Genomic DNA, 26,214 nt, shown 5'->3' with positions numbered 1-26,214 from the left:
ATTTAAGAAAAACCGTTAAGTTAAAAAACGGTTTTTTCTTATTTTATATCCGTGCAACGTCTACAGATACACTCAATGCTTGTGAATCTCCACCATCAAAAATAACCCCTTGTAATGGTGTGACATCGGCATAATCCCGTCCCCAAGCAGTCACAATATGTTGGTCTGAAGGCATAATATTGTTGGTTGGATCAAATTCAACCCAGCCTAAATCTGGCACATAGACAGAAAACCAAGCGTGAGATGCGTCAGCACCAACCAATTTAACTTGGCCTTCTGGTGGAATAGTTTCTATGTAGCCACTCATATAGCGCACAGGTAAGCCCACAGAGCGAATACATCCAATCGCGAGGTGAGCGAAATCCTGACAAACGCCTCGTTTTTCTTTCAGTACTTGTTCTGGTGGTGTTGTTACATTGGTTGCCGTGGGATCAAACTTAAATTCATTAAATATTTTTTGAGTAAATTCTAATGAGGCCTTCAATATGGGTTTGTCATCACTAAATACTTCTCTGGCATAATCAGCAAGAGACTCAGATAACTTAATTTGTGCTGAATCTAATACGAACTCTTTTACCATTCGGAGTTCAGGGGTTGCAGCTTCTGCCAACATAGTTCTAACCTGACCACAGGTTAGTAAGTGAGTATTCACCAACTCAGAATAACCCGTATTTTCAATATCAAAGAAACTCACCACATCAATCATCAGTCGACTATGTGGCTCCTGAATAGAGAAATAAAAAGTTGAATTGCCATAATAATCGACGCCTTCTCGTTGATAAATAGGTGTCGGTGAAACATTGATTCGATGAGAAGTACAACGCTGATTATCAGTATCTCTGGGTAGCAAATGAGCCATGTTGTAGCACAGCGTTACTGGCGCATTATATTTATATTCTGTTGTATGCCTAACTCGATATCTCATACATCCAGCTTCCATTTAGGTTTAATAAGTTGTTGAGGCCCAGCAGTATGGTCAAAATATTTATCACTAATTGCAGACGTAAACTCTTCTAATAAAGCCGCAACTTCTACAACTAACGCTTCTAATTTAACTCGTTTATTCTCAACCTCATCGACCTGTGCTAACTCATTTAAACTGGCCAATTGGATCTGACTTTTTGCTCGGATTATCATTTTGCTTTCATCCGACAATCCCCCAGCAGTGAATCCCTGTGTCGATGGTAAAACTTGTAAGTACTCGCGTAAACGTTCAACTTGGTAAATGAGTGAACGTGGGTTTGTTGGGTCAATCATAAGTAAATCAAGGCCAAAGGCGACTCGAGCTCGAGTACGGTAACGACGACGGAATGATATCAATGCTTCAACACTTAATAAGACCGACTCTAGTATTTGCTGTTGCTGCAGAGTAGGGAGCGTGCTTGTAAGGGTTGATTTCAATAACGTCGTGGTTTGCAATGCTCTTTCTGTGCGACGCCCTATTTCCTGGAACGTCCAATCTAATCCTCTGAGCATACTTTCATGATTGAGACCTGATAACGCCAATAATGAAGTAACCAAGCTGTCCAATGATTCTTCAGGAACCTCTGGTAAACCATCTGAGTATGCCTGATCAACATCCGCTATATGATCTCGTAATTCATTCAGAATTATCCGAGTGTCAGCCGATAGCATCTCTTTTACTTGTTCGGCACAAGATAACATGGCCAAAAGATTCGATTTAATCGACCCCATCCGATTTGCATTGATAACCAAATCGGCCAACTCTTCATCTGGGTTGTCGAATAACTCTGTGTTTTCCTCAGTAAAGCCCGGTAAACACCCTGTTTGAATGGAAATCGACTTAAGCAGTAATGATTTGCTCTCCGCGGGCAGCGGATCGATACCATTAAGCTGCTTAAAAACGGTTCTCAGTAAACGAAGGTTCATTTCAGCACGTTCAGCGTATCGCCCAAACCAAAATAGGTTCTCGATAACCCGGCTAGGGATATTGGATTGTTCAGCTTCTTCTATCGCGCTGTTATTATCAAGACGAGATTGATGACTAAGATCCGGACCTTGAGAAAGTACCCATGCATCTTTACTCCAAGTACCTGACAGCTTTGAAACAATATACTCTTGATTGCATTCTGCGACTCGACATAACCCGCCAGGCATCACTTCATAGTCGTTATCACTGTAAACAGAAAATAGTCGTAATAAACTAGGACGAGACTCGAGCTTACCATTATTCCAAATCGGCATTTGTGAACCAGGAATGTAACTTTGAGCGACAAATTTGTGTGGTCTTTTCCTGATTTTTTCCAGTAATTCTACTTTTTCATCTTCACTTAGAGTATGACCATAGAAGCTTTTACTTTCGAAACTTCGATATGCCGGTTTAATAATCAGCGAATCTAAATTGGTTTGCACATACTCAAAATCGGCGGGATTACCACACCACCAACTTTGTACATTTTTAATTAAAAGAGGCTCACCAAGCAAAAATTGGCTTATCTGTGGTAAGAATGCCATTAATGCAGGCGCTTCTAAAATTCCCGAACCTAATGGGTTAGCGAGGACAACATTGCCCGATCGAGCCACTTCAAGTAAACCTGGGACACCCAACATTGAGTCCGACTTAAGCTCTGCTTGATCGCAATAGATGTCATCAACTCGCCGTAGAATGACATCCACCTGTGCTAACCCTTGCAAAGACTTCATCCAAACTTTGCCATTTCGCACTGTTAAATCGCCACCTTGAACCAACGAATAACCTAAATAGTTAGCGAGATATGCTTGTTCAAAGTAGGTGCTGCTATAAGCACCTGGCGTTAATACGACAATCCTCGGTGTATCTGTTTTGTGGCTGGCTAACTGAGTAAGAGTGGTTCGCAGAGAATTGAAAAAATGCGATAACCGTCGAACTTGGCTATTTCTAAATAAACTTGGCATTACACGAGAAACTACCGTTCTATTTTCTAATGCATAACCAAATCCACTAGGTGCTTGAGTTCTGTCGCCAATAATTACAGGTGTACCATCCGCTTCACGCACCATATCAACTGCGTGCATGATTAGTTTTTTTTCTAGCGGCATAGCAATATCATGGCACTCTCGCAGATAACCAGGATGGCTAAAAATAATTTCAGAAGGAATAATCCCCTGTTTTAGCAAAGTTTGCTCGCCATAAAGGTCATTTAAAATTAAATCAAATAACTTAGCTCTTTGAGCTACACCTGCTTCAATTCCTTCCCACTCAGTATGATCGATAGCATACGGAACAATATCTAATGACCATACCGCAGGTGAAAGAGGGTCGTTTTTTAAATCATACGTTGCCCCATCATCTCGCAAAATACGTTGAGCACGTAATTGCCTATCAATAATCCCTTTAGAACCTAACTTATTTAAGTTCTCGAATATCCGCGTCCAATGGGAACGAATAAAGCGAGCATCGTCAAAAGCCTCATCATAGGCATAGGGAATTTTTGGATAAGAAGTCAGAGCCGGCAAGTTTCCTTGCTGACTTTGACTTTGACTTGAAGACGGCGGTTTAAGCATGATTATTTATTTAACTACTTATTAATATATCAATTACAGTCTAGTATACCGCTTCCTTAAATCTAATGTATGAGGATATTCATGACTTACCTCTTCTTCTGGCGGAGCCATTGGTCTAGGTATGTCTTCATTTGGATAAAAATGTCGTAAAGCCTGAAATTCTGGTGGCGGTGTTAAAACGCCTTGAGTAAAACCATGATCCCAATAACGATTGATTCGACGAGCTTCCGCTTCGTTGGCATTTACTGGTCGGCCTTCATAACTACGACCACCAGGATGACTCACATGATAAGTACATCCACCTACAGAAACACCGTTCCAAGTATCGATAATGTCAAACACCAACGGCGTATCCATATTCAATGTTGGGTGAAGAGCAGAAACTGGATCCCATGCTTTATAACGAACAGCAGCAACCGCTTCCCCTTTTCGCCCTGTAGAACGCAACGGTACGCGACGGCCATTACATGAAACGACATAACGTCCTTCTGTAAAACCACTTAAACGAACCTGCAAACGTTCTACGGAAGAGTCAACGTAACGAGCAGTACCCGATCCCGTCACTTCTTCTCCCAATACATGCCAAGGTTCTACGGCCCAGCGCAGCTCCAATTCCATGTCATCCACATCCAAGCGACCATAATGTGGAAAACGGAACTCTTCGAATGGAGCAAGCCATTCAATTTTAAATGGATACCCATGACGTTGAAGGTCATCAACCACTTCTTTTATGTCCTGCCATACATAATGCGGCATCATAAATTTATCGTGTAAAGATGTCCCCCAACGGACCAATGGTTGCGTATAAGGTTCTTTCCAGAATCGCGCGACTAAACAACGTAGTAGTAATACTTGAACTAAGGACATCCGAGCATGAGGTGGCATTTCGAAACCACGGAATTCAAGAATACCCAGACGACCAGTACTTGTGCCTGCTGCGAATAATTTATCGATACAGAATTCTGAACGGTGAGTATTCCCGGTAATATCCACCAATAAATTGCGCATTAAGCGGTCAACTAACCATGGCTCATCAACCATTCCTTCAGGGAAGTTCTGGAACGCGATTTCCATCTCATATAAGGCTTCATCACGTCCTTCGTCCGGTCTTGGAGCTTGGCTTGTAGGGCCAATAAACATACCAGAGAATAAATAAGATAATCCTGGGTGATGCTGCCAATAAGTAATGAAACTGCGAAGCAAATCGGGTCTGCGAAGTAATGGGCTATCTTCAGGTGTCGCACCACCGAGTGTAATGTGGTTACCGCCTCCTGTTCCTGTATGACGTCCATCAATCATAAATTTCTCTGTGCCTAATCGAGATAGATACGCTTGCTCATACAAAACTTCTGTATTAAAGACCAATTCACTCCAGTTTTTAGAGGGATGAACATTCACTTCTATTACGCCCGGATCCGGCGTAATAAGTAGCTTTTGCATTCGAGGATCTTTCGGTGGCTCATAACCCTCTATCACAACAGGCATACTTAACTCGTTCGCCACCCATTCAATGTGGTTAAGTAATTCTACATAGTGCTCAAGATGAGTTAATGGAGGGAAGAAAACATGTAACCGCCCTTCTCTCGCTTCAAAACACAACGATGTACGAATAATTTGTCGCGATGAAGACGTTTTTTTCAATACCGACTGAGGCTGTTGCGATTGTTTTACAACAGGATCTGTTTTAGCACCACTCGACAACAAATAGCTTGGTAGTGCATCACGAGGCTCAAAAGGATCTCTATCTGGGATTTGTTCTTCTTTCGAAATTTCTGGTAACGAATTTAACGGTAAGCGATATCCCAGTGGGCTATCACCTGGAATCAAGGTAATAACATCCGCTCGCATTGGCCACAATGAACTATTCCAACAGGTACCATCAAACTCAATAGGCAATACATAACCACTTGGTTTTTCAATACCACGCGTTAAAAGTTTAGCTAAACGACGGCGTTCTAGATCATCACTTAAGCTTGCTTTCCTAGGGTTTACATCATCTGGAAGTGAACGTTCCATCCATAAATAGTATAACGAATCTTCAAACGTCGCTTGCAGGTAACTAGGCTCTAACCCTAGTGTTTCACACAGTTTTTCACCAAACTCTTTTGCTTCAATTTCACTGTGCTGATAATTTTTATCTACTCGAGCTAACAGATCATGATCGTGCCATAACGGCTCGCCATCGGTACGCCAAAAACACCCTAGCGCCCAACGCGGAAGCTCTTCACCTGGGTACCATTTGCCTTGGCCATAATGAATTAACCCATTCGCCGCAAACGTTTCTTTTAACCTCAATAAAAGGTCTTTAGCTAAGGTTAACTTTTCCGCTCCTAATGCTTCGGTATTCCATTGTTCAGAATCCATATCATCAATCGAAACGAATGTGGGTTCGCCACCCATAGTTAAGCGCACATCTCCTGCTTCGAGGTCGGCATCAACAGCTTCACCTAAACTCTTAATGTTTTCCCATTCTTCTTCGGTATAAGGCTTAGTAACGCGAGGATCTTCTTGGATTCGAATAACGACATTCTCATATTCAAATTCACATTCACATTCGTCAGTAAATCCTGTAATAGGAGCAGCAGAAATTGGATCCGCCGTACACGCAAGTGGAATATGACCTTCCCCTGCGAATAAACCACTGGTTGGATCGAGCCCAATCCAACCAGCACCGGGAATATAGACTTCACACCAAGCGTGTAAATCCGTAAAGTCCTCATCGGGTCCAGAAGGCCCATCCAGTGCATCAACATCAGACGTTAGCTGAACTAAATAACCAGATGCAAAACGCGCCGCTAAACCTAAATGACGTAATATTTGAACCAATAGCCAAGATGTATCACGACATGAACCCTTTTTAAGAGTGAGTGTTTCTTCTGTCGTTTGAACCCCTGGTTCCATTCGAATTCCATATGAAATTTCCGCAGCCAATCGGCTATTTAATTCCACGAGAAAATCAGCAATACCAATTTCTTTTTCAAGATCAATTGTTTTCAACCACTCATCGAGCAATTCACAACTATCCGATAGATCCAGATAAGGAAGTAACTCCCCTTTTAATACCTTGTCATATTTAAAAGGAAACTTTTCAGCGTACTCTTCGATAAAAAAATCAAAAGGATTGATAACCGTCATGTCCGCAATCACTTCGACTTCAAAGCTCATTTTTGTGGTTTTTTCAGGAAAAACTAATCGAGCCTGATAGTTACCAAACGGGTCTTGCTGCCAGTTAATAAAGTGATCTTCTGGCGTAACTTTTAACGAATACCCGTGAATATGTGTTCGAGAATGCGGTGCAGGACGCAAACGTAAAATATGGGGAGAAACATTTACTGGGCGATCAAACTCATAAAATGTTTTGTGCTGTAGCGCTACTCGAATGGTCATGCCGCAGTTCCTTGATCAAAGTTAAACCAATTCTCACTTATCTCTTGATGAAGTGAAATTATTTCCAACTGAATATCATTCAAATAAGCACTGAATTCATAATTCAAATCTTCTGATCTATCGACACCATGGGTTCGACTGATTAACCCATCAACTTGATCCATGATCTGGTTTGCTCTTGGTAAATACTCGGCAGCATTTTTTATCTGTTTAAGACAAAAGAGTTGTGAACGAGGAAAATTAGGCTCTGTCATCAAGTATGTTGCCGCCATTGCACCAGTTACTGATGTCCGGACACTTCTTCTATAGTTAAGATAACCACTTTGTGATTTTAGTACCTTAGACCAAACGACTTGCCCCAACATAACTTGCTCATCAGCTTGAGATTGCATCATCAAAGAAATCGCCGAATCTAATACCCTGGTATTCATATCGGCTCGTTCAATATATCGACCTAAAATAAAGAAGCTCCAGCCCGCATCACGACTCATCGCACCGGTGAGTAAACCAATAATTTTCTGGCAACCTTCAATGACGGTATTCAAATACTCATGACGATCAGAACGACTGATACCGCGATAGATATTCTTTTTAGCAAAAATATCCAATTCATTGATAAATTCCCAAGTTTCGCTAGGAACAACATCTCGCGTAGTTCGTATGTTTTCTCTTACCATACGAAGAGATGACAACATAGAATTGGGATTTTCGGTGTCACACAGAAGGTACTTAACGATACTGCGTTCACTCTTATCTTGATAAAGATCTTTAAACTCATTGATGCTGCCATTGATTTCAATAAGGTTGTACCAAGAAATATTAATCCCTCTTGGTAAATCAAACAGCAAGTCATCATAAACACTTAATAATCGAGCGATATTTTCCACTCGCTCCAAATATCGGGCACTCCAATACAAACGTTCTGCTACTCGAGATAACATTATCTACTCTCCTTTTGTACCCACTATCCAAGTGTCTTTACTGCCACCACCTTGTGATGAATTGACGACAAGTGACCCTTTTGTCATTGCCACACGAGTTAACCCACCTGTCGTAACGTATGATTTATCACTCTGAAGGACAAATGGTCGTAGATCGAGGTGACGCGGTTCAATCGTCCCTTGATCAGTTAAAATTGGGGCCGTTGACAACTTTAATGTTGGTTGTCCAATATAATTTCTCGGATTTTCAACAATTAACTTAGCGAAAACGTCTTGTTCTTCTTTTGTAGAATGAGGACCGACCAACATTCCATAGCCACCCGATTCGTTCGCTGGTTTCACCACCAATTTATCGAGATTTTGCAATACGTATTCTCGTTGCTCGGGATCTTCACATAGAAATGTTTCAACATTCTTAAGAATTGGTTCTTCATCTAAATAGTATCTGATTAATTCAGGAACGTACGCATACACCACTTTATCATCAGCAACACCAGCTCCAGGTGCATTGGCTAAAGCTACATTACCTGCTTTCCAAGCTCTAATTAAACCTGGCACACCCAACATTGAATCTTCATTAAATACTTCAGGATCAATAAACATATCGTCAATTCGACGATAGATCACATCAACTCTTTCAGGGCCATAAATCGTCTTCATATAGACACAATCATCATCAGATACGTAGAGATCATCGCCTTCAACCAATTCAGCTCCCATCTGCTGAGCCAAGAAAGCATGTTCAAAGTAAGCCGAATTAAAGATTCCTGGCGTTAATACAACGATTTCGGGACGTTCTATTTTTCGAGGAGACAGCGCGGAAAGTGTTTCAAAAAGCTGAGAGGTATAGGAATCAATAGGAAGAATATCATCATTCTCGAACAGCTCGGGAAGTACGCGTTTTGTTATTGCCCTATTTTCGAGCATATAGGACACTCCAGAAGGAACTCGGAGGTTATCTTCTAGAACATAAAACTCACCATCGTCAGCACGCACCAAATCGGTGCCACAAATATGGGCCCAAACACCAAAAGCGGGCGACACACCGACACATTCCGGTCTAAAATTCTGAGAATCTTTAATTATATGCTCTGGAATGATGCCATCTTTAATACATAATTGATCATGATAAAGGTCATCAATAAACCTATTTAACGCTGTAAGCCTTTGTTTCAGCCCCGCTTCTGCTATCTGCCAATCTTTTGCTTCAATCGTTCGCGGAATGATATCGAACGGCCAAGCTCTATCAATATTTCCTTCTTCTGTATAGACAGTAAAGCTAATTCCCATTTCCTGAACAGTTGCTTCAGCTGTCAGCTTTCTTTTTTCAAGCTCTTCTTTTGAAAGAGATTCTAGATATTTAAATAATTGCTTTGCCGACTTTCTCGGAACCTGCGAACTATCAATAAGTTCATCAAAAAAAACCTTTGAATCATAGTCTCGAGTCATTTTTTCCATCGGAGTACCATCCCTTTTACATCACGACCAAGATTACCTAGGATTCGCTTTTTAGCATCATACTAGTAGCCATGTTTTATTTGTTATTCTACTTAACTGATTGAATGTATGACGATCATATCACCAACAATCAGATACCACTTAAACAGGTATAAATAAGAAAAGCAAAGTTCGAGCCACAACCATTAATCTTAACTAACGGTATAAATAAAGGTATCGATAACTCATAGCAAAACACGAATACGTCCTTTAAACGATCATTTATCCACAAAATAAATAATTAATGCAAAGATCCTCACACGTACGGCTATCACTTGCCTAAAATTATATGCGCACAACTTAACTACAGGATCTTCACTCTATTCTTTCTCATAAACTCAACTTATATTACAATTTAACAACACCAGTCATATAACCTTCTGATAGGAACAACCATGATCCAAATAATTACGGGAAGTACATTAGGCAGTGCTGAATATGTCGGCGATCACCTTAGCGACTTACTATCTAAAGAAGGCATCGAGAGCGTGATCCATAATCAACCGAATTTATCGGATATTCCAGTCCAAGGAATTTGGTTAATCGTCACATCAACTCATGGAGCAGGTGATTTTCCAGACAATATTCAGCCTTTTATTGCGGAATTACAGGACACACCTCCGCGAACTGACCAATTAAAATACGCAATTATTTCAATTGGCGACTCTAGTTACGACACATTTTGTCAAGCAGGAAAAACGGCCCATTCATTGCTCGAAGATATAGGTGCAACTTCGATTGTGGATTGTTTTACAATTGATGTATTGGAGTATTCTGTCCCGGAAGACGCAGCTAGCCTATGGTTTAATGAAAATAAGCTTGCTTTAGTAAATCAATAGGAAAATTTATATCAACATACTTAAGCACAAGTTAAGAGTTTAAAATGATCAAATGTGCATAACTATAATTTTATCCCGTTAATATCCTATAGTTATCCCATGAATATCTTTTTATTACAGCATTGTCTGTGTATAACTAAGCGACTTAAACACAATATAAACATGATCAGATCAATGATTGATCACATGATCTGATCTCTATTTGATCCATGATCTTATTGATCATTTTCCGCTTATCCACAGAGATCCTCTTCCCTAATAGTAGATCTAATAAAAAGATCTATATAAAGATCTATATAATATTTATCTAAGATCTGTAGAAAAACAAAAACGCGAAAAGCGATTTTCTAGTCATTGGAAAGAGGGTAGAATACGCCTCCCTTGAACAAATATTTCTAACTGTTGACTACTTGAGGTCGCTCCATGCTTTATCACGAAAACTTCGATGTCATTGTTATCGGCGGCGGCCATGCTGGAACAGAAGCAGCACTTGCCTCTGCTCGAACAGGACAAAAAACCCTATTACTAACTCACAATATTGATACTTTAGGACAAATGTCTTGTAATCCAGCCATTGGTGGAATAGGGAAAGGACATTTAGTTAAAGAGATCGATGCTCTTGGTGGGTTGATGGCACAAGCCATTGATCATGCTGGAATTCAGTTTAGAACATTGAATGGATCCAAAGGACCTGCAGTTAGAGCAACTCGTGCTCAAGCTGATCGTGCTCTGTACAAATCATTTGTTAGAAATGCATTAGAAAACACACCAAACTTAACTTTATTTCAACAATCTGCCGATGATCTACTGGTTGAAAATGATCACGTTATTGGTGTTGTTACTCAGATGGGTCTTAAGATTCATTCTAAAGCGGTCGTGTTAACAGTTGGAACATTTTTAGGCGGAAAGATCCATATCGGTATGGAAAGCTCTGCTGGGGGGCGAGCTGGGGATCCACCATCCATAGCTCTAGCTCAACGTCTTCGTGAATTGCCATTTCGAGTTGATCGTTTAAAAACTGGCACTCCACCAAGAATTGACGGAAATACTGTCGACTATTCTCAGCTTGATGTTCAACATGGTGATACACCATTACCTGTATTTTCATTTTTAGGAGATGTCAGCCAGCATCCAAGACAAATACCATGTTTTATTACTCATACCAATGAAAATACTCATGATGTTATCCGTGCTAATCTCGATCGTAGCCCTATGTATTCAGGTGTTATTGAAGGTATAGGACCTCGTTATTGTCCTTCGATAGAAGATAAGGTCATGAGGTATGCTGATAAAAACAGTCATCAAATTTTTGTTGAACCTGAAGGGTTAACCACGACCGAACTCTATCCTAATGGTATCTCCACGAGCTTACCTTTTGACGTTCAAGTGAAAATAGTTCGATCGATGAAAGGTTTTGAAAATGCTCATATTGTTCGACCAGGCTACGCAATTGAATACGATTACTTTGATCCTCGTGATTTAAAGCAAACTTATGAGACTAAATTTGTATCTGGTCTGTTTTTCGCAGGTCAAATAAACGGTACGACTGGTTACGAAGAGGCAGGCGCACAAGGTTTAATGGCGGGTATGAATGCCAGTCTATATGCTCAAGGCAAAGAAGGATGGAGTCCACGTCGAGATCAGGCTTATATGGGCGTATTAATTGATGATCTTTCAACATTAGGCACTCAAGAGCCCTACCGTATGTTTACGTCTCGAGCTGAATATCGATTATTGTTACGAGAAGATAATGCCGATTTGCGTTTAACAGAGAAAGGTCGAGAACTTGGGTTGGTCGATGATCTTCGATGGGAGCGGTTTAATCAAAAAATTGAAAATATTGAAAAAGAACGTCAGCGCTTGAAAGATATTTGGATTAACCCTAAATCTCAGGATGTTGAAAAACTTAATTTGTTGTTGAAAACCCCAATCTCTCGAGAAGCCAGTGGTGAAGATCTATTACGCCGACCAGAATTAAATTATCAACAACTTGCAAACCTTGATCATTTTGCTCCTGCAATCGAGGATACTCAAGCGTCTGAGCAAGTTGAAATTCAAGTAAAATACGAAGGCTATATTAATCGTCAATTGGATGAGATTGAAAAGTCACTTCGCCATGAAAATACAAAATTGCCGACCGATTTAGATTATAAACACGTGAATGGATTGTCGAATGAAGTGGTTGTTAAGCTTAATGACTCTAAGCCAGAAACCATAGGTATTGCATCTCGTATATCAGGGGTGACACCAGCTGCTATTTCAATATTATTGGTTTATCTCAAAAAGAATGGCATGTTGAAAAAAGGGGAAGCGGCATAATGGTGAATCTGCATGCTAAACTGGATCAACTTATTGCTCAAACAGATTTAGACGTTTCCCAGCATCAACGCGATCAATTGGTGGGTTATGTAGAGTTACTCAATAAATGGAATAAAGCGTATAACTTAACTTCAGTGCGCGATCCTATGGAAATGTTGATCCGACATATTATGGACAGTATTGTCGTGAGTCCGTATCTTAATGGAGAGCGAATCATTGATGTTGGCACTGGGCCTGGTTTACCTGGAATTCCATTAGCCATAATGAATCCAGATAAATCATTTCATTTACTTGATAGTTTAGGAAAGCGAATTCGTTTTATTAAGCAAGTATTACATGAGTTACGTATTTCCAACGTTACGACAGTACAAAGTCGAGTAGAACTGTTTCAACCAGATGAAAAATTTGATGTAGTGCTTAGTCGTGCATTCGCTTCCATGTCTGATATGGTAAGTTGGTGTCAGCATTTACCTAAATCGAAATCAGGTATATTTTTAGCACTGAAAGGACAGATGCCAAGGGATGAGATAGAACACTTACCAAACTGGTGTTGTGTGACAGAAGTCAAAGCTTTGGCCGTTCCAGAGTTGGAAGGTGAGCGACATCTTGTAGTCTTATCGCGTAGGGATTAATCAGCGAGGCAAAAAGTGGGTAAAATTGTAGCAATTGCCAACCAGAAAGGTGGTGTAGGAAAAACGACGACTTGTGTCAATTTAGCCGCCTCTATGGCCGCGACCAAACGTAAAGTATTGGTAATTGATTTAGATCCGCAAGGAAATGCTACGATGGCAAGCGGTATCGATAAATATCAGGTTGATTATACTGCTTACGACCTGCTTGTTGAAGATGCTACTTTTGAACAAGTCGTGTGTGAAAGTACCACTGGCCATTATCATCTTATTGCGGCAAACGGAGACGTTACTGCCGCTGAAATCAAACTTATGGAAGTATTTGCGAGAGAAGTTCGTTTAAAAAATATACTATCATCGGTTCGTGATAACTATGATTTCATCTTTATAGATTGTCCACCTTCTCTAAACCTTCTTACAATCAATGCTATGGCAGCGGCGGATTCCGTTTTAGTGCCAATGCAATGTGAGTACTATGCATTAGAAGGATTAACAGCGTTAATGGATACGATCAGTAAATTAGCTGCTGTGGTAAATAATGATCTTAAGATCGAAGGGCTTTTACGTACCATGTATGATCCACGTAATCGACTTTCTAACGAAGTATCAGATCAATTGAAAAAACACTTTGGTGATAAAGTTTACCGAACTGTTATTCCTCGAAATGTACGTCTTGCCGAAGCACCTAGTCATGGCAAACCTGCAATGTATTATGATAAATATTCTGCCGGTTCAAAATCTTATCTAGCCTTAGCTGGCGAAATGCTTCGTCGTGAAGAAGTTCACGCATAAAATTAATAGGAATTCGCTCGAATGACAAAACGTGGTTTAGGTAAAGGGCTGGATGCATTGCTGTCTACCAGCTCATTAGCGAGAGAAAAACAACAATTAGCGTCTCATAGTCAAGCTTTATCAATGAACGGTGATTTAACGGATATTGCTACTTCTCTGCTTAAACCAGGGGTCTATCAGCCGCGTAAAAACATGTCTCCCGAGGCATTGGAAGAGCTGGCCGCTTCAATTCAATCTCAAGGAATTATCCAACCTATTGTGGTTAGGCCACTAGAATCTGATAATTTTGAAATTATTGCGGGTGAACGTAGATGGCGTGCAGCTAAACACGCTGGTTTGACGAAAGTCCCTTGTATTATTAAGTCCGTTGAAGATCGAACAGCCATTGCTATGGCGTTAATAGAAAATATTCAACGTGAAGATTTAAATGCAATCGAAGAAGCTAGAGCTCTAGCTCGTTTGCAAGATGAGTTTGCATTGACACATCAGCAAGTAGCTGATGTTATAGGTAAATCTCGAACGGCTGTGAGTAATTTATTGCGTTTAAATCAATTAGATGCCAATGTTAAAACCTTAGTCGAAGAAAAACAGATTGATATGGGGCATGCAAGAGCGCTCCTAGCCTTAGACGGATATCAACAAGTTGATGTCGCGAAAGAGGTCGCAAAGAAGCAATTAACGGTTCGACAAACTGAACAACTTGTTAAAAAAGCTTTAGCGCCTAAAGAAGTTAAAGAAAAACCTGTAGCCACGGATAATACTCTTCAATTGTCTGAAAAGTTAGGTGAGTTATTGCAGGCGGATGTATCGGTTGCCTTAAATAGTAACGGTAATGGCAAAATTACTATTAGTATTGGTGATCACAATAATTTAGAAGATATGTTACAAGCTATGATGCAAAAACTTGAAAGTTGATACATAAAGATCATTTATGAGAACTTTGTTTTACAATTCATGTTGTTTTGTGATGTATCTAAAGGAATTGTAGATTCGACTTTCTTGTAATAGATAGGGTCGGATGTATAATCGACGAGTGGTTAATGGACGGTAACTTATGTTAAAAAAATGGTTTGTATTGTCATTTTTGTGGCAAATCAGTTTTTTTATGTTAGTTGCAACCGTTCTTTTCTACACGTTAGATGAGAAAAGCGGTTTTTCTGCTTTTCTAGGGGGGCTTGCGTACAGTGGTCCTACACTTTTAGCTAACGCATATATGCAAAAACCATCGAGCAATGCTCATGCTGTGGTTGGTCGTGCATATGTGAGTAATATATATAAATTAGTAATGACAGCGGGTTTCTTAGTTTATGTCTTTAAAGAGATAGATGTAGACCCTGCGGTTTTTATTGTTTGTTATTGTGCCGGCGGTGTAGTTCAGTTCGTAACGTCATTTTTTTCATTAATCCGTGAATAGATAGGATATTCGATGTCTGGTTCAGGTGAAGCCGCTCTAACCTCTCAAGAATATATCTCTCACCACTTAACATTTTTAAGTACGGGTGAAGGTTTCTGGAGTCTAAATTTAGACTCTATGATCATATCAGTGCTCTTGGGCTCTTTTATGATTTGGGGCTTTTATCGCGTTGCTAAAAATGCAACAAGTGGGGTTCCTGGCAAACTGCAATGTTTCGTCGAAATACTCGTCGAATTTGTAGATGGCACGGTGAAAGATGTATTTTCTGGTAAAAGTGCATTAGTTGCTCCATTAGCAATAACCATCTTTGGATGGGTGTTCCTAATGAACTTAATGGATTTGATTCCAGTGGACTTCCTGCCGCACGTTGCTGGCTTGGTTGGAGTTCATTATCTACGTGTTGTTCCGTCAGCGGATGTAAATATTACGCTGTCGATGGCACTAGGTGTTTTCCTATTGATTTTGTTCTACAGTATCAAAATCAAAGGACCTGTTGGGTTTGCTAAAGAGTTAACTCTACAACCGTTTAATCATTGGGCATTCATTCCAATTAACTTGATATTGGAAGGGGTGACATTGATTTCGAAGCCTGTATCGTTAGGTCTTCGTTTGTTCGGTAACATGTACGCTGGGGAGTTAATATTTATCCTCATCGCTGGTTTGTTACCATGGTGGTCACAATGGATTTTGTCTGTGCCTTGGGCGATTTTCCATATTCTGATCATCACGTTACAAGCATTTATCTTCATGGTATTGACGGTAGTTTATTTATCTCAAGCATCAGAAGAACACTAATTAATTTATTTAAAAATAATACTCAATTAGCTATTACTTGGAGTCAATAATGGAAAGTTTGTATATTGCAGCAGCAATCATGATGGGTCTAGCAGCCATCGGTGCAGCGATTGGTATCGGTATGCTCGGTGGTAAGTACCTAGAAGGTGCAGCTCGTCAGCCAGATCTTATCCCTCTCATTCGTACCCAGTTCTTTATCGTAATGGGTCTTGTGGACGCAATTCCTATGATCTCTGTTGGTCTAGGTCTGTATGTTATGTTCGCAGTAGCTGGCTAAGAAACGTCAAATTGCACTGATTTAATTAGTGTTTATTTTAATTTGCAAACATAGAGGAGTCGGCGGTGAACATTAACGCTACTCTAGTTGGTCAGGCTATAGCTTTTGCAATCTTTGTATGGTTCTGCATGACATATGTGTGGCCACCTTTGATGGCTGCTATTGAAGAGCGCCAGAAGAAAATTGCAGATGGCTTATCAGCGGCGGAACGCGCTGAAAAAGACCTGGATCTAGCTAAGGCTAATGCTTCTGATCGTATGAAAGAAGCAAAAAGAACAGCTGCTGATGTAGTTGATCAAGCGAACAAACGTAAGTTACAAATTATCGAGGAAGCTCGAGAAGAAGCGGTAGCTGAGCGCGAAAAAATTCTTGCTCAAGCTGAAGCTGAAGTTGAAGCTTTACGCGTTCGTGCACGAGACGACTTACGTAAGCAAGTTGCTAATCTGGCTGTTGCTGGTGCCGAGAAAATCCTAGAGCGTTCTATCGATAAAGATGCGCACAAAGATATTCTTGATAACATTACTGCAAAACTTTAAAGAGGGGTGCGTAAATGTCTGAATTGACAACAATAGCACGCCCCTATGCTAAAGCAGCTTTTGACTTTGCGGTAGACAAGGGACAACTTACCCAATGGGCTGAGATGTTAACCTTTGCTGCTGAAGTTACCAAAAACGAACAGGTCCATGAGTTATTACATAGCTCTATGGCTGCAGATAAACTTGCAGAAATATTTGTTGCGGTTTGTGGTGAACAGTTTGATGAATATGGTCAGAACCTAATAAAGGTAATGGCTGAGAATGGTCGACTATCGGCCCTTCCTGAGGTTTGTGAGCAGTACTTTACTCTTAAGAGTGATTACGAAAAAACGTTAGATGTAGAAGTTGTTTCGGCAACTAAACTTTCTAAACAACAACTTACAGACATCAGCAAAAAACTGGAAGCGCGTCTTGAACGCAAAGTACAGCTGAACTGCAGTATAGAAGAGACCCTACTTGGTGGGGTTGTAATTCGAGCCGGAGACCTTGTCATCGATAACTCAGTGCGTGGTAATTTAAACCGCCTGGGCGATGCATTGCAGTCTTAATGGGGATGGAGCATGCAACTTAATTCCACGGAAATTAGCGATCTAATCAAACAGCGTATTGAATCTTTCAGCGTTGTTAGTGAAGCTCGCAACGAAGGTACTATCGTATCGGTAAGCGATGGTATTATTCGCATTCACGGCCTAGCGGACGTGATGCAAGGTGAAATGATTGAATTACCGGGTGGTCGTTATGCACTAGCACTTAACCTCGAGCGCGACTCGGTTGGTGCGGTTGTAATGGGCCCATATGCCGACCTTAAGGAAGGCACTAAAGTAACAGGTACTGGTCGTATTCTAGAAGTACCTGTAGGACCTGAATTGCTTGGCCGTGTAGTAAATACATTGGGTGAGCCAATTGATGGTAAAGGTCCTATTGAAGCAAAACTAACTTCTCCTGTAGAAGTTATTGCACCAGGTGTAATCGAACGTCAATCGGTTGATCAGCCTGTGCAAACTGGTTACAAATCAGTCGACTCGATGATTCCAATCGGCCGTGGTCAGCGTGAGCTAATCATCGGTGACCGTCAGGTAGGTAAAACTGCTATGGCGATCGATGCAATCATCAACCAGAAAGATTCAGGTATTTTCTCTGTTTATGTCGCAATTGGTCAGAAAGCCTCTACTATCGCTAACGTAGTTCGTAAGCTAGAAGAGCACGGTGCACTTTCAAACACAGTAATTGTTGTTGCATCAGCTTCTGAATCAGCAGCATTACAATACCTAGCACCTTATTCTGGTTGTGCGATGGGTGAGTACTTCCGAGATCGTGGTGAAGATGCTCTGATTGTTTATGATGATCTATCTAAACAAGCTGTAGCGTATCGTCAGATTTCTCTGCTATTGAAACGTCCACCAGGTCGTGAAGCATTCCCAGGTGATGTTTTCTACTTACACTCTCGTCTACTAGAGCGTGCTGCTCGTGTAAATGCAGATTACGTAGAGAAATTCACTAATGGTGAAGTGAAAGGAAAAACAGGTTCTTTGACCGCTCTTCCTATCATTGAAACTCAAGCGGGTGATGTTTCTGCATTCGTACCGACGAACGTAATTTCGATTACCGATGGTCAGATCTTCCTACAAACTGAGCTATTTAACTCGGGCGTACGTCCAGCAGTTGACCCTGGTATTTCAGTTTCTCGTGTAGGTGGCTCAGCGCAAACTAAGATTATTAAGAAGCTGTCTGGCGGTATCCGTACGGCACTTGCTCAATATCGTGAGTTAGCAGCGTTCGCACAGTTCGCATCAGATCTTGATGAAGCAACGAAAAGTCAGCTTGATCATGGTCAGAAAGTAACAGAGTTAATGAAGCAGAAACAGTACGCTCCAATGTCTGTATTTGCTCAAGGCTTGGTTATTTTTGCGGCTGAACGTGGTTACTTGACGGATATCGAGTTGGATAAACTTCTTGATTTCGAAGAAGCACTACTATCGTTTGCTCACAATCAATATGCTGATTTAGCAGCTGAGATTAACCAAACCGGTGCTTATAACGATGACATCGAAGCGAAGTTAAAATCGCTTGTTGATGAGTTTATAGCAACCCAAACTTGGTAATGAAGTTGGTGGTTTTAACGCCACCTACTAATGGAGAGTAACGATGGCCGGCGCAAAAGAGATACGTAGTAAAATCGGTAGTGTTAAAAGCACTCAGAAAATTACTAAAGCGATGGAAATGGTAGCTGCTTCAAAGATGCGTCGTAGTCAAGACGCTATGGAGTCATCTCGTCCATACGCTGAAACCATGCGTAACGTGATCGGTCATGTGGCAAACGCAAATCTAGAATATAAACATCCATATCTAGAAGTGCGTGATGCTAAACGTGTTGGTTATATCATTGTTTCTTCCGACCGTGGTCTATGTGGTGGTTTGAACATTAACTTGTTCAAAAATGCCCTTTTGGACATGAAGTCATGGAAGGAAAAAGGTGCAGAAGTTGATTTGGCCGTTATTGGTTCAAAGGCAACAGCATTCTTTAAGAGCAGTGGCGCTAAATTATCAGCTCAAGTTTCTGGTTTAGGGGATTCTCCTTCACTAGAAGAGTTGATAGGTTCTGTCAGCGTGATGCTTAAGAAATATGATGAAGGTGAGTTGGATCGCCTGTATGTAGTGTTTAATAAATTTGTAAACACTATGACGCAAGAACCAACGATCGATCAATTACTACCTTTGCCTAAATCGGACAGCGAAGATTTGTCGGAGCGACAGCACTCATGGGATTACCTTTATGAGCCTGAACCAAAACCTCTACTAGATATGTTGTTAAAACGTTATGTAGAGTCTCAGGTATATCAAGGGGTCGTAGAGAATCTTGCTTGTGAGCAAGCGGCTCGTATGGTTGCAATGAAAGCGGCGACAGACAATGCAGGTAACTTGATAGATGATTTGCAACTTGTGTATAACAAAGCTCGTCAAACAGCGATTACACAAGAACTATCAGAAATCGTTTCAGGTGCTGCAGCGGTTTAAGCTTAGGTTAAACGAATTAGTTTAGAGGATTAACGATGGCTACAGGTAAGATCGTACAGATCATCGGTGCGGTAGTCGACGTAGAGTTCCCACAGAGTGATGTACCTAGTGTATATAGTGCTCTGAATGTTGCGGAATCTAAAGAGCGTCTAGTTCTTGAAGTTCAACAGCAACTTGGCGGTGGCGTAATTCGCGCAATCGTAATGGGTAGCTCTGATGGTTTACGTCGTGGAATGACAGTTGAAAATACTGGAGCTCCAATCTCAGTACCAGTGGGTACTAAGACTCTTGGTCGTATCATGAATGTACTTGGTGATGCGATTGACGAATGTGGTGATATTGGTGCAGAAGAGCTTTACTCTATTCACCGACCAGCACCAAGCTACGAAGATCAGTCAAATGCAACTGAACTTTTAGAAACGGGTGTAAAAGTAATCGACTTGATTTGTCCATTTGCGAAAGGTGGTAAAATCGGTCTGTTTGGTGGTGCAGGTGTAGGTAAGACCGTTAACATGATGGAACTTATCAACAACATCGCATTACAACACTCAGGTTTATCTGTTTTTGCGGGCGTTGGTGAACGTACTCGTGAAGGTAACGATTTCTACTTTGAGATGCAGGAAGCAGGTGTTGTAAACATCGAAAACCCTGAAGAATCAAAAGTAGCAATGGTTTACGGTCAGATGAACGAGCCACCAGGAAACCGTCTTCGCGTAGCGTTGACTGGTCTTACTATGGCAGAAAAGTTCCGTGATGAAGGTCGTGATGTACTGCTATTCATCGATAACATTTACCGTTATACCCTTGCGGGAACAGAAGTATCGGCACTATTAGGTCGTATGCCTTCTGCGGTAGGTTATCAGCCAACACTAGCGGAAGAGATGGGTGTTCTTCAAGAACGTATCACTTCTACTAAGACGGGCTCTATCACTTCTGTACAGGCAGTTTATGTACCTGCGGATGACTTGACTGACCCATCACCAGCAACAACATTTGCTCACTTAGATGCAACAGTTGTACTTAACCGTAATATCGCAGCGATGGGTCTATACCCAGCGATCGACCCACTAGATTCAACATCTCGTATGCTTGATCCTTTGGTTGTTGGTCAAGATCACTATGATATCGCTCGTGGTGTTCAGCAAACTCTGCAACGTTATAAAGAGCTTAAAGACATTATCGCGATCCTCGGGATGGATGAGCTATCTGAAAATGATAAGCTAACCGTTGCTCGTGCACGTAAGATTGAACGTTTTCTAACTCAACCTTACCACGTAGCAGAAGTCTTTACTGGTGACCCTGGTGTTTACGTATCTCTAAAAGAGACATTACGTGGATTCAAAGGTGTATTAGCTGGTGAATACGACGATATTCCAGAGCAGGCGTTTATGTACTGTGGTGCTATCGACGATGTTGTTGAGAATGCTAAAAAGCTGTAAGGCTAACTGGGAGGCGATATGGCAGCAATAACCTTTCACCTAGATGTAGTTAGTGCAGAGAAAAAACTTTTCTCTGGCTACGTTCAAACATTTCAGGTGACCGGTAGCGAAGGTGAACTTGGTATTTACCATGGTCATGCTCCGTTATTGACCGCTGTTAAGCCTGGTATGGTTCGTATAGTTAAAGAACACGGCGAAGAAGAAATTATTTATGTTTCTGGTGGCATAGTAGAAGTTCAGCCAAGAACCTCAACGGTTCTTGCTGATACTGCCATTCGTGGGGAAGAACTAGACACTGCCAAGGCAGAAGAAGCCAAACGTCGTGCTGAAGAGGATATGAAATCTTCACACGGAGATATGGACTTCGCACAGGCGGCCAGTGAACTGGCTAAAGCCATGGCTCAGTTACGAGTTATTGAGCTTACTAAGAAACGTCGTTAATTTAGTTTATCGATGTGAGAAAAAAGGCGACCTTAGGGTCGCCTTTTTAATAGCTATAAGATTAGATTTGTATTTTCACGCAAAAATAACGGATTTAAGTTACCTTAGCGGTTATTCACTATTAGAATCATAATAATTCAATTATTTACAAAGGTTGTTCAATGAAATTCAGTGCTGTTATTTTGGCTGCGGGTAAGGGAACTCGTATGTATTCGAAAAAACCAAAAGTTCTTCATACTTTAGTGGGTAAACCTATGGTGAAGCATGTAATCGATACTTGCCAAAGCATTGGTGTGAATAATATTCACCTAGTGTATGGCCACGGTAGTGAATTGATGAAATCAACCTTAGGACAAGAGTCAGTTAATTGGGTTTTACAAGCCGATCAACTTGGTACAGGACATGCCGTTGCACAAGCCTCACCTCTATTTGAGGATAATGAACAGATAATCGTTCTATACGGTGATGTGCCGCTTATCTCGGAAGAAACAATATCTCTACTACTGGATTCTCAGCCACAAGATGGCATCGCTCTGCTTACGGTTCAACTTGAAAACCCTACGGGCTATGGACGTATTGTTCGCGATCATGATCAAGTTATCGCCATAGTGGAGCAAAAAGATGCCTCAGAGCAGCAAAAATTGATTAATGAAGTCAATACCGGTGTTTTGGTCGCATCAGGGAAAAATTTAAATAAATGGCTTGCAGGCCTTGATAATAATAATGCTCAAGGAGAATTCTACCTTACTGATGTGATCGCAGCGGCATATAAAGATGGAAGTCGGATAGAGGCCGTACACCCACAAAACACTATGGAAGTGGAAGGGGTAAATGATCGCGTTCAATTAGCTAAGTTAGAAAGACAATTTCAATTAAGACAAGCTAATGAGTTATTGGCTCAAGGTGTAATGTTAAGAGATCCCAATCGTTTCGATCTACGTGGACAAATTCAATGTGGTCAAGATGTCGAAATCGATGTAAATGTTGTTATTGAAGGGAATGTAACATTGGGAGATAACGTTATCGTTGGAGCGGGTAGTGTATTGATTAATTGTGAAATTGATGACAATACATTGATTCGTCCCTATAGCGTTATTGAAGGTGCGACCGTTGGCGAGGACTGTACTATTGGGCCTTTTACTCGGTTACGTCCTGGTGCCGAAATGAAAAATGATGCTCATGTAGGTAATTTTGTTGAAGTTAAAAACTCTCAGATAGGTGAAGGATCTAAAGCGAATCATTTAACCTATATTGGTGATGCATCAATTGGTAAACGTACGAATATTGGTGCTGGAACAATTACTTGTAACTATGATGGTGCGAATAAGCATAAGACCATCATTGGTGATGATGTTTTTGTCGGATCTGATTCTCAGTTAGTAGCTCCAGTGACTATCGATGATGGTGTGACAATAGGCGCTGGTTCTACTGTGACGAAGGACGTCGCACAGGGTGAATTAGTGATTACTCGAGCTAAGGAACGTAGAATCGTAAATTGGCCTCGACCAACAAAAAAAGCCTAGATCAGGGAAGCTCCGATATGGGAGCTTTTCTTTTTTATGATACTGTCTAGGATTCCTTCGCTTTTTGTCGCTAAACTTCGAGTTTAGCCATGTATCAGTGGAACTCATGCAAGATCAGCCCTATTTAATCCCTTTAGAATCTGTAGTTTTTGAAGAGGAAATAAAAAAAAGTCGTTTTATTACTTATCTTCAACATGTTTCTTCTATTGAAGAGGCGAAGAGATATGTTAATACCATTAAGAATAAGCACCCTGATGCGCGCCATAATTGCTGGGCATTTGCTGCAGGGCGACCTGAGGACTCTATGAAGTGGGGCTTTAGTGATGACGGAGAGCCATCAGGAACAGCTGGGAAACCCATGTTGGCCCAGTTATCTGGCTCTGGGGTAGGAGAACTCTGTGCGGTTGTTACGCGATATTCTGGAGGCATAAAACTCGGCACGGGTGGTTTAGTAAAAGCGTATGGTGGTGGAGTTCAATCAGCACTTAAATTGTTACAAACAATTGAGAAAAAAGTAACCACTCAAAGAACTCTTACATTAGAGTATGATTTGGTTGCATTAGCTCAATCAGTTTTCAAGCTGTTCGATGCGGTTGAAATAGAATCACATTACTCAAATACAGTGACTTTTGTGGTTGAATTAGAGGTTCGCAATGTTGAATCGTTCACCCAAGCAATCATTAACAAAAGTAGTGCGAAAATAGTGATACAAGATTTATCTATATCACAGGAGAATTACAATTAAGCGAGCCATGGTTATATGCAATTTAGGTCAATAATTCGAATCGTAGGGTTACTGCTCGCATTGTTTAGTATCTCAATGTTAGCACCGGCATTTGTTGCTTTAATCTATCGAGATGGTGCAGGTGTTCCCTTCATTACGACATTTTTTGTTTTGTTATTGATTGGAGGGATATCTTGGTTTCCTAATCGTTATCACAAACACGAACTTAAAGCCCGAGATGGTTTTTTAATCGTCGTTCTTTTCTGGGTCGTTATCGGTAGCGCTGGCTCATTACCATTTTATATTGCTGATAACCCCAGCGTATCGATTACTGATGCTTTCTTTGAATCATTTTCAGCATTAACGACGACCGGAGCAACGGTAATCGTTGGGTTAGATGAACTACCCAAAGCTATTTTATTTTATCGTCAGTTTTTACAGTGGTTTGGCGGGATGGGAATCATTGTATTGGCTGTTGCTATTCTTCCAGTTCTCGGCATTGGGGGAATGCAGCTATATCGAGCAGAAATACCAGGTCCTGTAAAAGATACCAAAGTAACACCCCGTATAGCAGAAACCGCTAAAGCACTATGGTACATCTATCTTAGCCTTACCATAGCGTGTGCAGTGAGCTTTTGGTTTGCTGGAATGACACCTTTTGATGCTATTTGTCACAGTTTTTCAACGATTGCAATTGGTGGCTTTTCTACTCATGACGCTAGTATGGGGTATTTTGATAGTCCCGCTATAAATATGGTGACCGTATTTTTCCTTGTTGTCTCTTCTGCTAACTTTACCCTTCATTATGCTGTGTTTTCATCGGGTGGGGTTCATCCAAAATACTATTGGAAAGATAAGGAATTTAGGGCATTTTTATTTATTCAGCTTATTCTTTTTGCTATATGCTTTGTTCTGCTATTGCAGCATCAATCATATGACTCAACGTTTGAAGCTTTTGATCAAGCTCTCTTTCAGACTGTATCCATTTCAACGACCGCAGGTTTTACGACAACCAGCTTTTCAGACTGGCCTCTGTTTCTTCCTGTTCTTCTTCTATTTTCTTCATTCATTGGTGGTTGTGCCGGTTCAACAGGTGGTGGATTAAAGGTTATTCGCATTTTATTGTTGACAGTTCAAGGTGCGAGAGAGATGAAACGCTTGGTGCATCCTAGGGCTATTTTCCCTATAAAGTTGGGTGATAGTGCACTTCCTCCTCGAGTGGTTGATGCTGTGTGGGGATTTTTCTCTGCTTATACCTTGGTATTTGTAATTTGTATGTTGGCTGTAATTGCCACTGGAATGGATGAATTAAGTGCATTTTCGGCGGTTGCTGCAACGTTAAATAACCTTGGACCTGGTTTAGGAGAAGTCGCGGTACATTTTGGCGACATTAATGACAAAGCAAAATGGGTATTGATTGTATCTATGTTGTTTGGGCGGTTAGAAATATTCACATTGCTCATTCTATTTACCCCAGCATTCTGGCGTAGCTAAGTACATAAACTAAAGGTTAACGATGAAATTACTTTTTCTTTATTCGACACGAGAAGGTCAAACGGTAAAAATCTTAAAGCACATAGCTCAATCGTTTGATCACGATACGGTGGAGTTTGTCGATATTCATCAATGTAACGAAATGGATTTTACTCTTTACGATAAGGTTCTTATTGGAGCATCGATAAGATATGGCAAGCTGAATCGGTTGTTTTACCGTTTTGTTGAGCGTTACCATAAAGAGTTAACATCACTGAATGCAGCCTTTATTTGCGTGAACTTAACAGCACGTAAAGAAGCCGAAGGAAAAGATACTCCGGAAGGAAGTGTGTATGTGCAGACGTTTTTAAAAAAGTCCGTTTGGCAGCCAAAATTTATCGGTGTATTTGCGGGGGCTGTTCGATATCCTCGTTATCGATTCATCGATAAAATGATGATTAAACTAATAATGACAATCACAAAAGGTGAAACGGATACAAGTAAAGAAGTCGAATATACCAATTGGGATAAAGTCGATAAATTTACCGAAAAGTTTAAACAGCAATAAAATAGATTTTTTTGTCATAAAGTATTTGACACTAAGAATTATCTCGCTAGAATAGCCGCCTCTTCAGTGATGAGTCACGAAGAACGCTCTTTAACAATTTA

23 protein-coding genes are annotated in these 26,214 nt (G+C 40.8%); 18 read left to right on the top strand and 5 right to left on the bottom strand.

Annotation, left to right across the window (positions count from 1 at the left end):
- Window positions 1-43 precede the first annotated feature (43 nt).
- The 5 genes from ACXJY6_RS17915 to ACXJY6_RS17895 are packed head-to-tail and all read right to left on the bottom strand — an operon-like array spanning window position 44 to window position 9,290.
- Window positions 44-925, bottom strand: coding sequence for a transglutaminase family protein (locus tag ACXJY6_RS17915; protein ID WP_458769160.1), 882 nt, complete (start codon window positions 923-925; stop codon window positions 44-46).
- Window positions 922-3,504: a circularly permuted type 2 ATP-grasp protein gene (locus tag ACXJY6_RS17910; protein ID WP_456052938.1), complete on the bottom strand. Its 2,583-nt coding sequence runs from the start codon at window positions 3,502-3,504 to the stop codon at window positions 922-924. Before ACXJY6_RS17910 ends, ACXJY6_RS17915 begins: the two co-directional genes overlap by 4 nt.
- A gap of 33 nt (window positions 3,505-3,537) precedes the next feature.
- Window positions 3,538-6,891 carry a transglutaminase family protein gene (locus ACXJY6_RS17905; RefSeq protein ID WP_458769159.1) on the bottom strand — a complete coding sequence of 1,118 codons (3,354 nt, stop codon included), beginning with the start codon at window positions 6,889-6,891 and terminating at the stop codon, window positions 3,538-3,540.
- Entirely contained in the window at window positions 6,888-7,832 is a 945-nt protein-coding gene (locus ACXJY6_RS17900; RefSeq protein ID WP_456052940.1) for an alpha-E domain-containing protein, read from the bottom strand. The genes ACXJY6_RS17905 and ACXJY6_RS17900 overlap by 4 nt, the downstream gene beginning before the upstream one ends.
- A 3-nt stretch (window positions 7,833-7,835) precedes the next feature.
- Complete coding sequence (locus tag ACXJY6_RS17895; protein WP_456052941.1) at window positions 7,836-9,290, bottom strand: circularly permuted type 2 ATP-grasp protein; 1,455 nt, start codon at window positions 9,288-9,290, stop codon at window positions 7,836-7,838.
- A gap of 434 nt (window positions 9,291-9,724) precedes the next feature.
- Between ACXJY6_RS17895 and mioC the strand changes: the two genes are divergently transcribed.
- The 18 genes from mioC to hemG all read left to right on the top strand — a co-directional run bounded on the left by mioC (window position 9,725) and on the right by hemG (window position 26,113).
- Window positions 9,725-10,168, top strand: a complete 444-nt coding sequence (gene mioC / locus ACXJY6_RS17890; protein ID WP_456052942.1) for an FMN-binding protein MioC — start codon at window positions 9,725-9,727, stop codon at window positions 10,166-10,168.
- Between the two features lie 423 nt (window positions 10,169-10,591).
- Entirely contained in the window at window positions 10,592-12,487 is a 1,896-nt protein-coding gene (gene mnmG / locus ACXJY6_RS17885; protein WP_458769158.1) for a tRNA uridine-5-carboxymethylaminomethyl(34) synthesis enzyme MnmG, read from the top strand.
- The gene (rsmG, locus tag ACXJY6_RS17880; RefSeq protein ID WP_456052944.1) at window positions 12,487-13,119 is read left to right on the top strand and encodes a 16S rRNA (guanine(527)-N(7))-methyltransferase RsmG; all 633 of its coding nucleotides are present in this window, start codon (window positions 12,487-12,489) and stop codon (window positions 13,117-13,119) included. Before mnmG ends, rsmG begins: the two co-directional genes overlap by 1 nt.
- Before the next feature lie 15 nt (window positions 13,120-13,134).
- Window positions 13,135-13,908 (top strand): ParA family protein, encoded by a 774-nt coding sequence (locus ACXJY6_RS17875; protein WP_456052945.1) that lies wholly within the window; start codon window positions 13,135-13,137, stop codon window positions 13,906-13,908.
- 21 nt (window positions 13,909-13,929) lie between these two features.
- Entirely contained in the window at window positions 13,930-14,823 is an 894-nt protein-coding gene (locus ACXJY6_RS17870) for a ParB/RepB/Spo0J family partition protein (protein WP_456052946.1), read from the top strand.
- A 139-nt stretch (window positions 14,824-14,962) separates the two neighbouring features.
- Window positions 14,963-15,322 carry an ATP synthase subunit I gene (locus tag ACXJY6_RS17865; RefSeq protein WP_456052947.1) on the top strand — a complete coding sequence of 120 codons (360 nt, stop codon included), beginning with the start codon at window positions 14,963-14,965 and terminating at the stop codon, window positions 15,320-15,322.
- Window positions 15,323-15,334: 12 nt separating this feature from the next.
- Entirely contained in the window at window positions 15,335-16,117 is a 783-nt protein-coding gene (gene atpB / locus ACXJY6_RS17860) for a F0F1 ATP synthase subunit A (protein WP_456052948.1), read from the top strand.
- A 37-nt stretch (window positions 16,118-16,154) separates the two neighbouring features.
- The gene (gene atpE, locus ACXJY6_RS17855; RefSeq protein ID WP_456052949.1) at window positions 16,155-16,394 is read left to right on the top strand and encodes a F0F1 ATP synthase subunit C; all 240 of its coding nucleotides are present in this window, start codon (window positions 16,155-16,157) and stop codon (window positions 16,392-16,394) included.
- 65 nt (window positions 16,395-16,459) lie between these two features.
- A complete protein-coding gene (atpF, locus tag ACXJY6_RS17850) occupies window positions 16,460-16,930 on the top strand; it encodes a F0F1 ATP synthase subunit B (RefSeq protein ID WP_456052950.1) in 471 nt (156 codons plus the stop codon).
- A gap of 14 nt (window positions 16,931-16,944) precedes the next feature.
- Window positions 16,945-17,478 carry a F0F1 ATP synthase subunit delta gene (gene atpH, locus ACXJY6_RS17845; protein ID WP_456052951.1) on the top strand — a complete coding sequence of 178 codons (534 nt, stop codon included), beginning with the start codon at window positions 16,945-16,947 and terminating at the stop codon, window positions 17,476-17,478.
- Window positions 17,479-17,490: 12 nt separating this feature from the next.
- Complete coding sequence (gene atpA / locus ACXJY6_RS17840; protein WP_456052952.1) at window positions 17,491-19,032, top strand: F0F1 ATP synthase subunit alpha; 1,542 nt, start codon at window positions 17,491-17,493, stop codon at window positions 19,030-19,032.
- A 43-nt stretch (window positions 19,033-19,075) separates the two neighbouring features.
- A complete protein-coding gene (gene atpG, locus ACXJY6_RS17835) occupies window positions 19,076-19,945 on the top strand; it encodes a F0F1 ATP synthase subunit gamma (protein ID WP_456052953.1) in 870 nt (289 codons plus the stop codon).
- A 35-nt stretch (window positions 19,946-19,980) separates the two neighbouring features.
- Complete coding sequence (gene atpD / locus ACXJY6_RS17830) at window positions 19,981-21,384, top strand: F0F1 ATP synthase subunit beta (protein ID WP_456052954.1); 1,404 nt, start codon at window positions 19,981-19,983, stop codon at window positions 21,382-21,384.
- A gap of 18 nt (window positions 21,385-21,402) precedes the next feature.
- Window positions 21,403-21,825, top strand: a complete 423-nt coding sequence (locus tag ACXJY6_RS17825; protein WP_456052955.1) for a F0F1 ATP synthase subunit epsilon — start codon at window positions 21,403-21,405, stop codon at window positions 21,823-21,825.
- A gap of 161 nt (window positions 21,826-21,986) precedes the next feature.
- Window positions 21,987-23,348 (top strand): bifunctional UDP-N-acetylglucosamine diphosphorylase/glucosamine-1-phosphate N-acetyltransferase GlmU, encoded by a 1,362-nt coding sequence (gene glmU / locus ACXJY6_RS17820; RefSeq protein ID WP_458769157.1) that lies wholly within the window; start codon window positions 21,987-21,989, stop codon window positions 23,346-23,348.
- 106 nt (window positions 23,349-23,454) lie between these two features.
- Complete coding sequence (locus ACXJY6_RS17815) at window positions 23,455-24,093, top strand: YigZ family protein (RefSeq protein ID WP_456052957.1); 639 nt, start codon at window positions 23,455-23,457, stop codon at window positions 24,091-24,093.
- A 15-nt stretch (window positions 24,094-24,108) separates the two neighbouring features.
- Complete coding sequence (locus ACXJY6_RS17810) at window positions 24,109-25,566, top strand: TrkH family potassium uptake protein (RefSeq protein WP_456052958.1); 1,458 nt, start codon at window positions 24,109-24,111, stop codon at window positions 25,564-25,566.
- A gap of 22 nt (window positions 25,567-25,588) precedes the next feature.
- On the top strand, window positions 25,589-26,113 hold the full coding sequence (gene hemG / locus ACXJY6_RS17805; protein WP_458769156.1) for a menaquinone-dependent protoporphyrinogen IX dehydrogenase: 525 nt from the start codon (window positions 25,589-25,591) through the stop codon (window positions 26,111-26,113).
- The last annotated feature ends 101 nt before the right edge of the window (window positions 26,114-26,214 follow it).

Source organism: Vibrio phycocola, from assembly GCF_054404255.1.
This window is presented reverse-complemented; position numbering and strand designations above follow the sequence as displayed.

Excerpts from the sequence above, each read along its gene's own strand:
- atpG (WP_456052953.1), top strand. The coding sequence starts at position 19,076 with ATGGCCGGCGCAAAAGAGATACGTAGTAAAATCGGTAGTGTTAAAAGC.
- ACXJY6_RS17910 (WP_456052938.1), bottom strand. The coding sequence starts at position 3,504 with ATGCTTAAACCGCCGTCTTCAAGTCAAAGTCAAAGTCAGCAAGGAAAC.
- rsmG (WP_456052944.1), top strand. The coding sequence starts at position 12,487 with ATGGTGAATCTGCATGCTAAACTGGATCAACTTATTGCTCAAACAGAT.
- atpH (WP_456052951.1), top strand. The coding sequence starts at position 16,945 with ATGTCTGAATTGACAACAATAGCACGCCCCTATGCTAAAGCAGCTTTT.
- mioC (WP_456052942.1), top strand. The coding sequence starts at position 9,725 with ATGATCCAAATAATTACGGGAAGTACATTAGGCAGTGCTGAATATGTC.
- atpA (WP_456052952.1), top strand. The coding sequence starts at position 17,491 with ATGCAACTTAATTCCACGGAAATTAGCGATCTAATCAAACAGCGTATT.
- ACXJY6_RS17915 (WP_458769160.1), bottom strand. The coding sequence starts at position 925 with ATGAGATATCGAGTTAGGCATACAACAGAATATAAATATAATGCGCCA.
- ACXJY6_RS17815 (WP_456052957.1), top strand. The coding sequence starts at position 23,455 with ATGCAAGATCAGCCCTATTTAATCCCTTTAGAATCTGTAGTTTTTGAA.
- hemG (WP_458769156.1), top strand. The coding sequence starts at position 25,589 with ATGAAATTACTTTTTCTTTATTCGACACGAGAAGGTCAAACGGTAAAA.
- ACXJY6_RS17870 (WP_456052946.1), top strand. The coding sequence starts at position 13,930 with ATGACAAAACGTGGTTTAGGTAAAGGGCTGGATGCATTGCTGTCTACC.
- ACXJY6_RS17825 (WP_456052955.1), top strand. The coding sequence starts at position 21,403 with ATGGCAGCAATAACCTTTCACCTAGATGTAGTTAGTGCAGAGAAAAAA.
- ACXJY6_RS17865 (WP_456052947.1), top strand. The coding sequence starts at position 14,963 with ATGTTAAAAAAATGGTTTGTATTGTCATTTTTGTGGCAAATCAGTTTT.
- glmU (WP_458769157.1), top strand. The coding sequence starts at position 21,987 with ATGAAATTCAGTGCTGTTATTTTGGCTGCGGGTAAGGGAACTCGTATG.
- ACXJY6_RS17810 (WP_456052958.1), top strand. The coding sequence starts at position 24,109 with ATGCAATTTAGGTCAATAATTCGAATCGTAGGGTTACTGCTCGCATTG.
- atpD (WP_456052954.1), top strand. The coding sequence starts at position 19,981 with ATGGCTACAGGTAAGATCGTACAGATCATCGGTGCGGTAGTCGACGTA.
- ACXJY6_RS17905 (WP_458769159.1), bottom strand. The coding sequence starts at position 6,891 with ATGACCATTCGAGTAGCGCTACAGCACAAAACATTTTATGAGTTTGAT.
- mnmG (WP_458769158.1), top strand. The coding sequence starts at position 10,592 with ATGCTTTATCACGAAAACTTCGATGTCATTGTTATCGGCGGCGGCCAT.
- ACXJY6_RS17900 (WP_456052940.1), bottom strand. The coding sequence starts at position 7,832 with ATGTTATCTCGAGTAGCAGAACGTTTGTATTGGAGTGCCCGATATTTG.
- ACXJY6_RS17895 (WP_456052941.1), bottom strand. The coding sequence starts at position 9,290 with ATGGAAAAAATGACTCGAGACTATGATTCAAAGGTTTTTTTTGATGAA.
- atpB (WP_456052948.1), top strand. The coding sequence starts at position 15,335 with ATGTCTGGTTCAGGTGAAGCCGCTCTAACCTCTCAAGAATATATCTCT.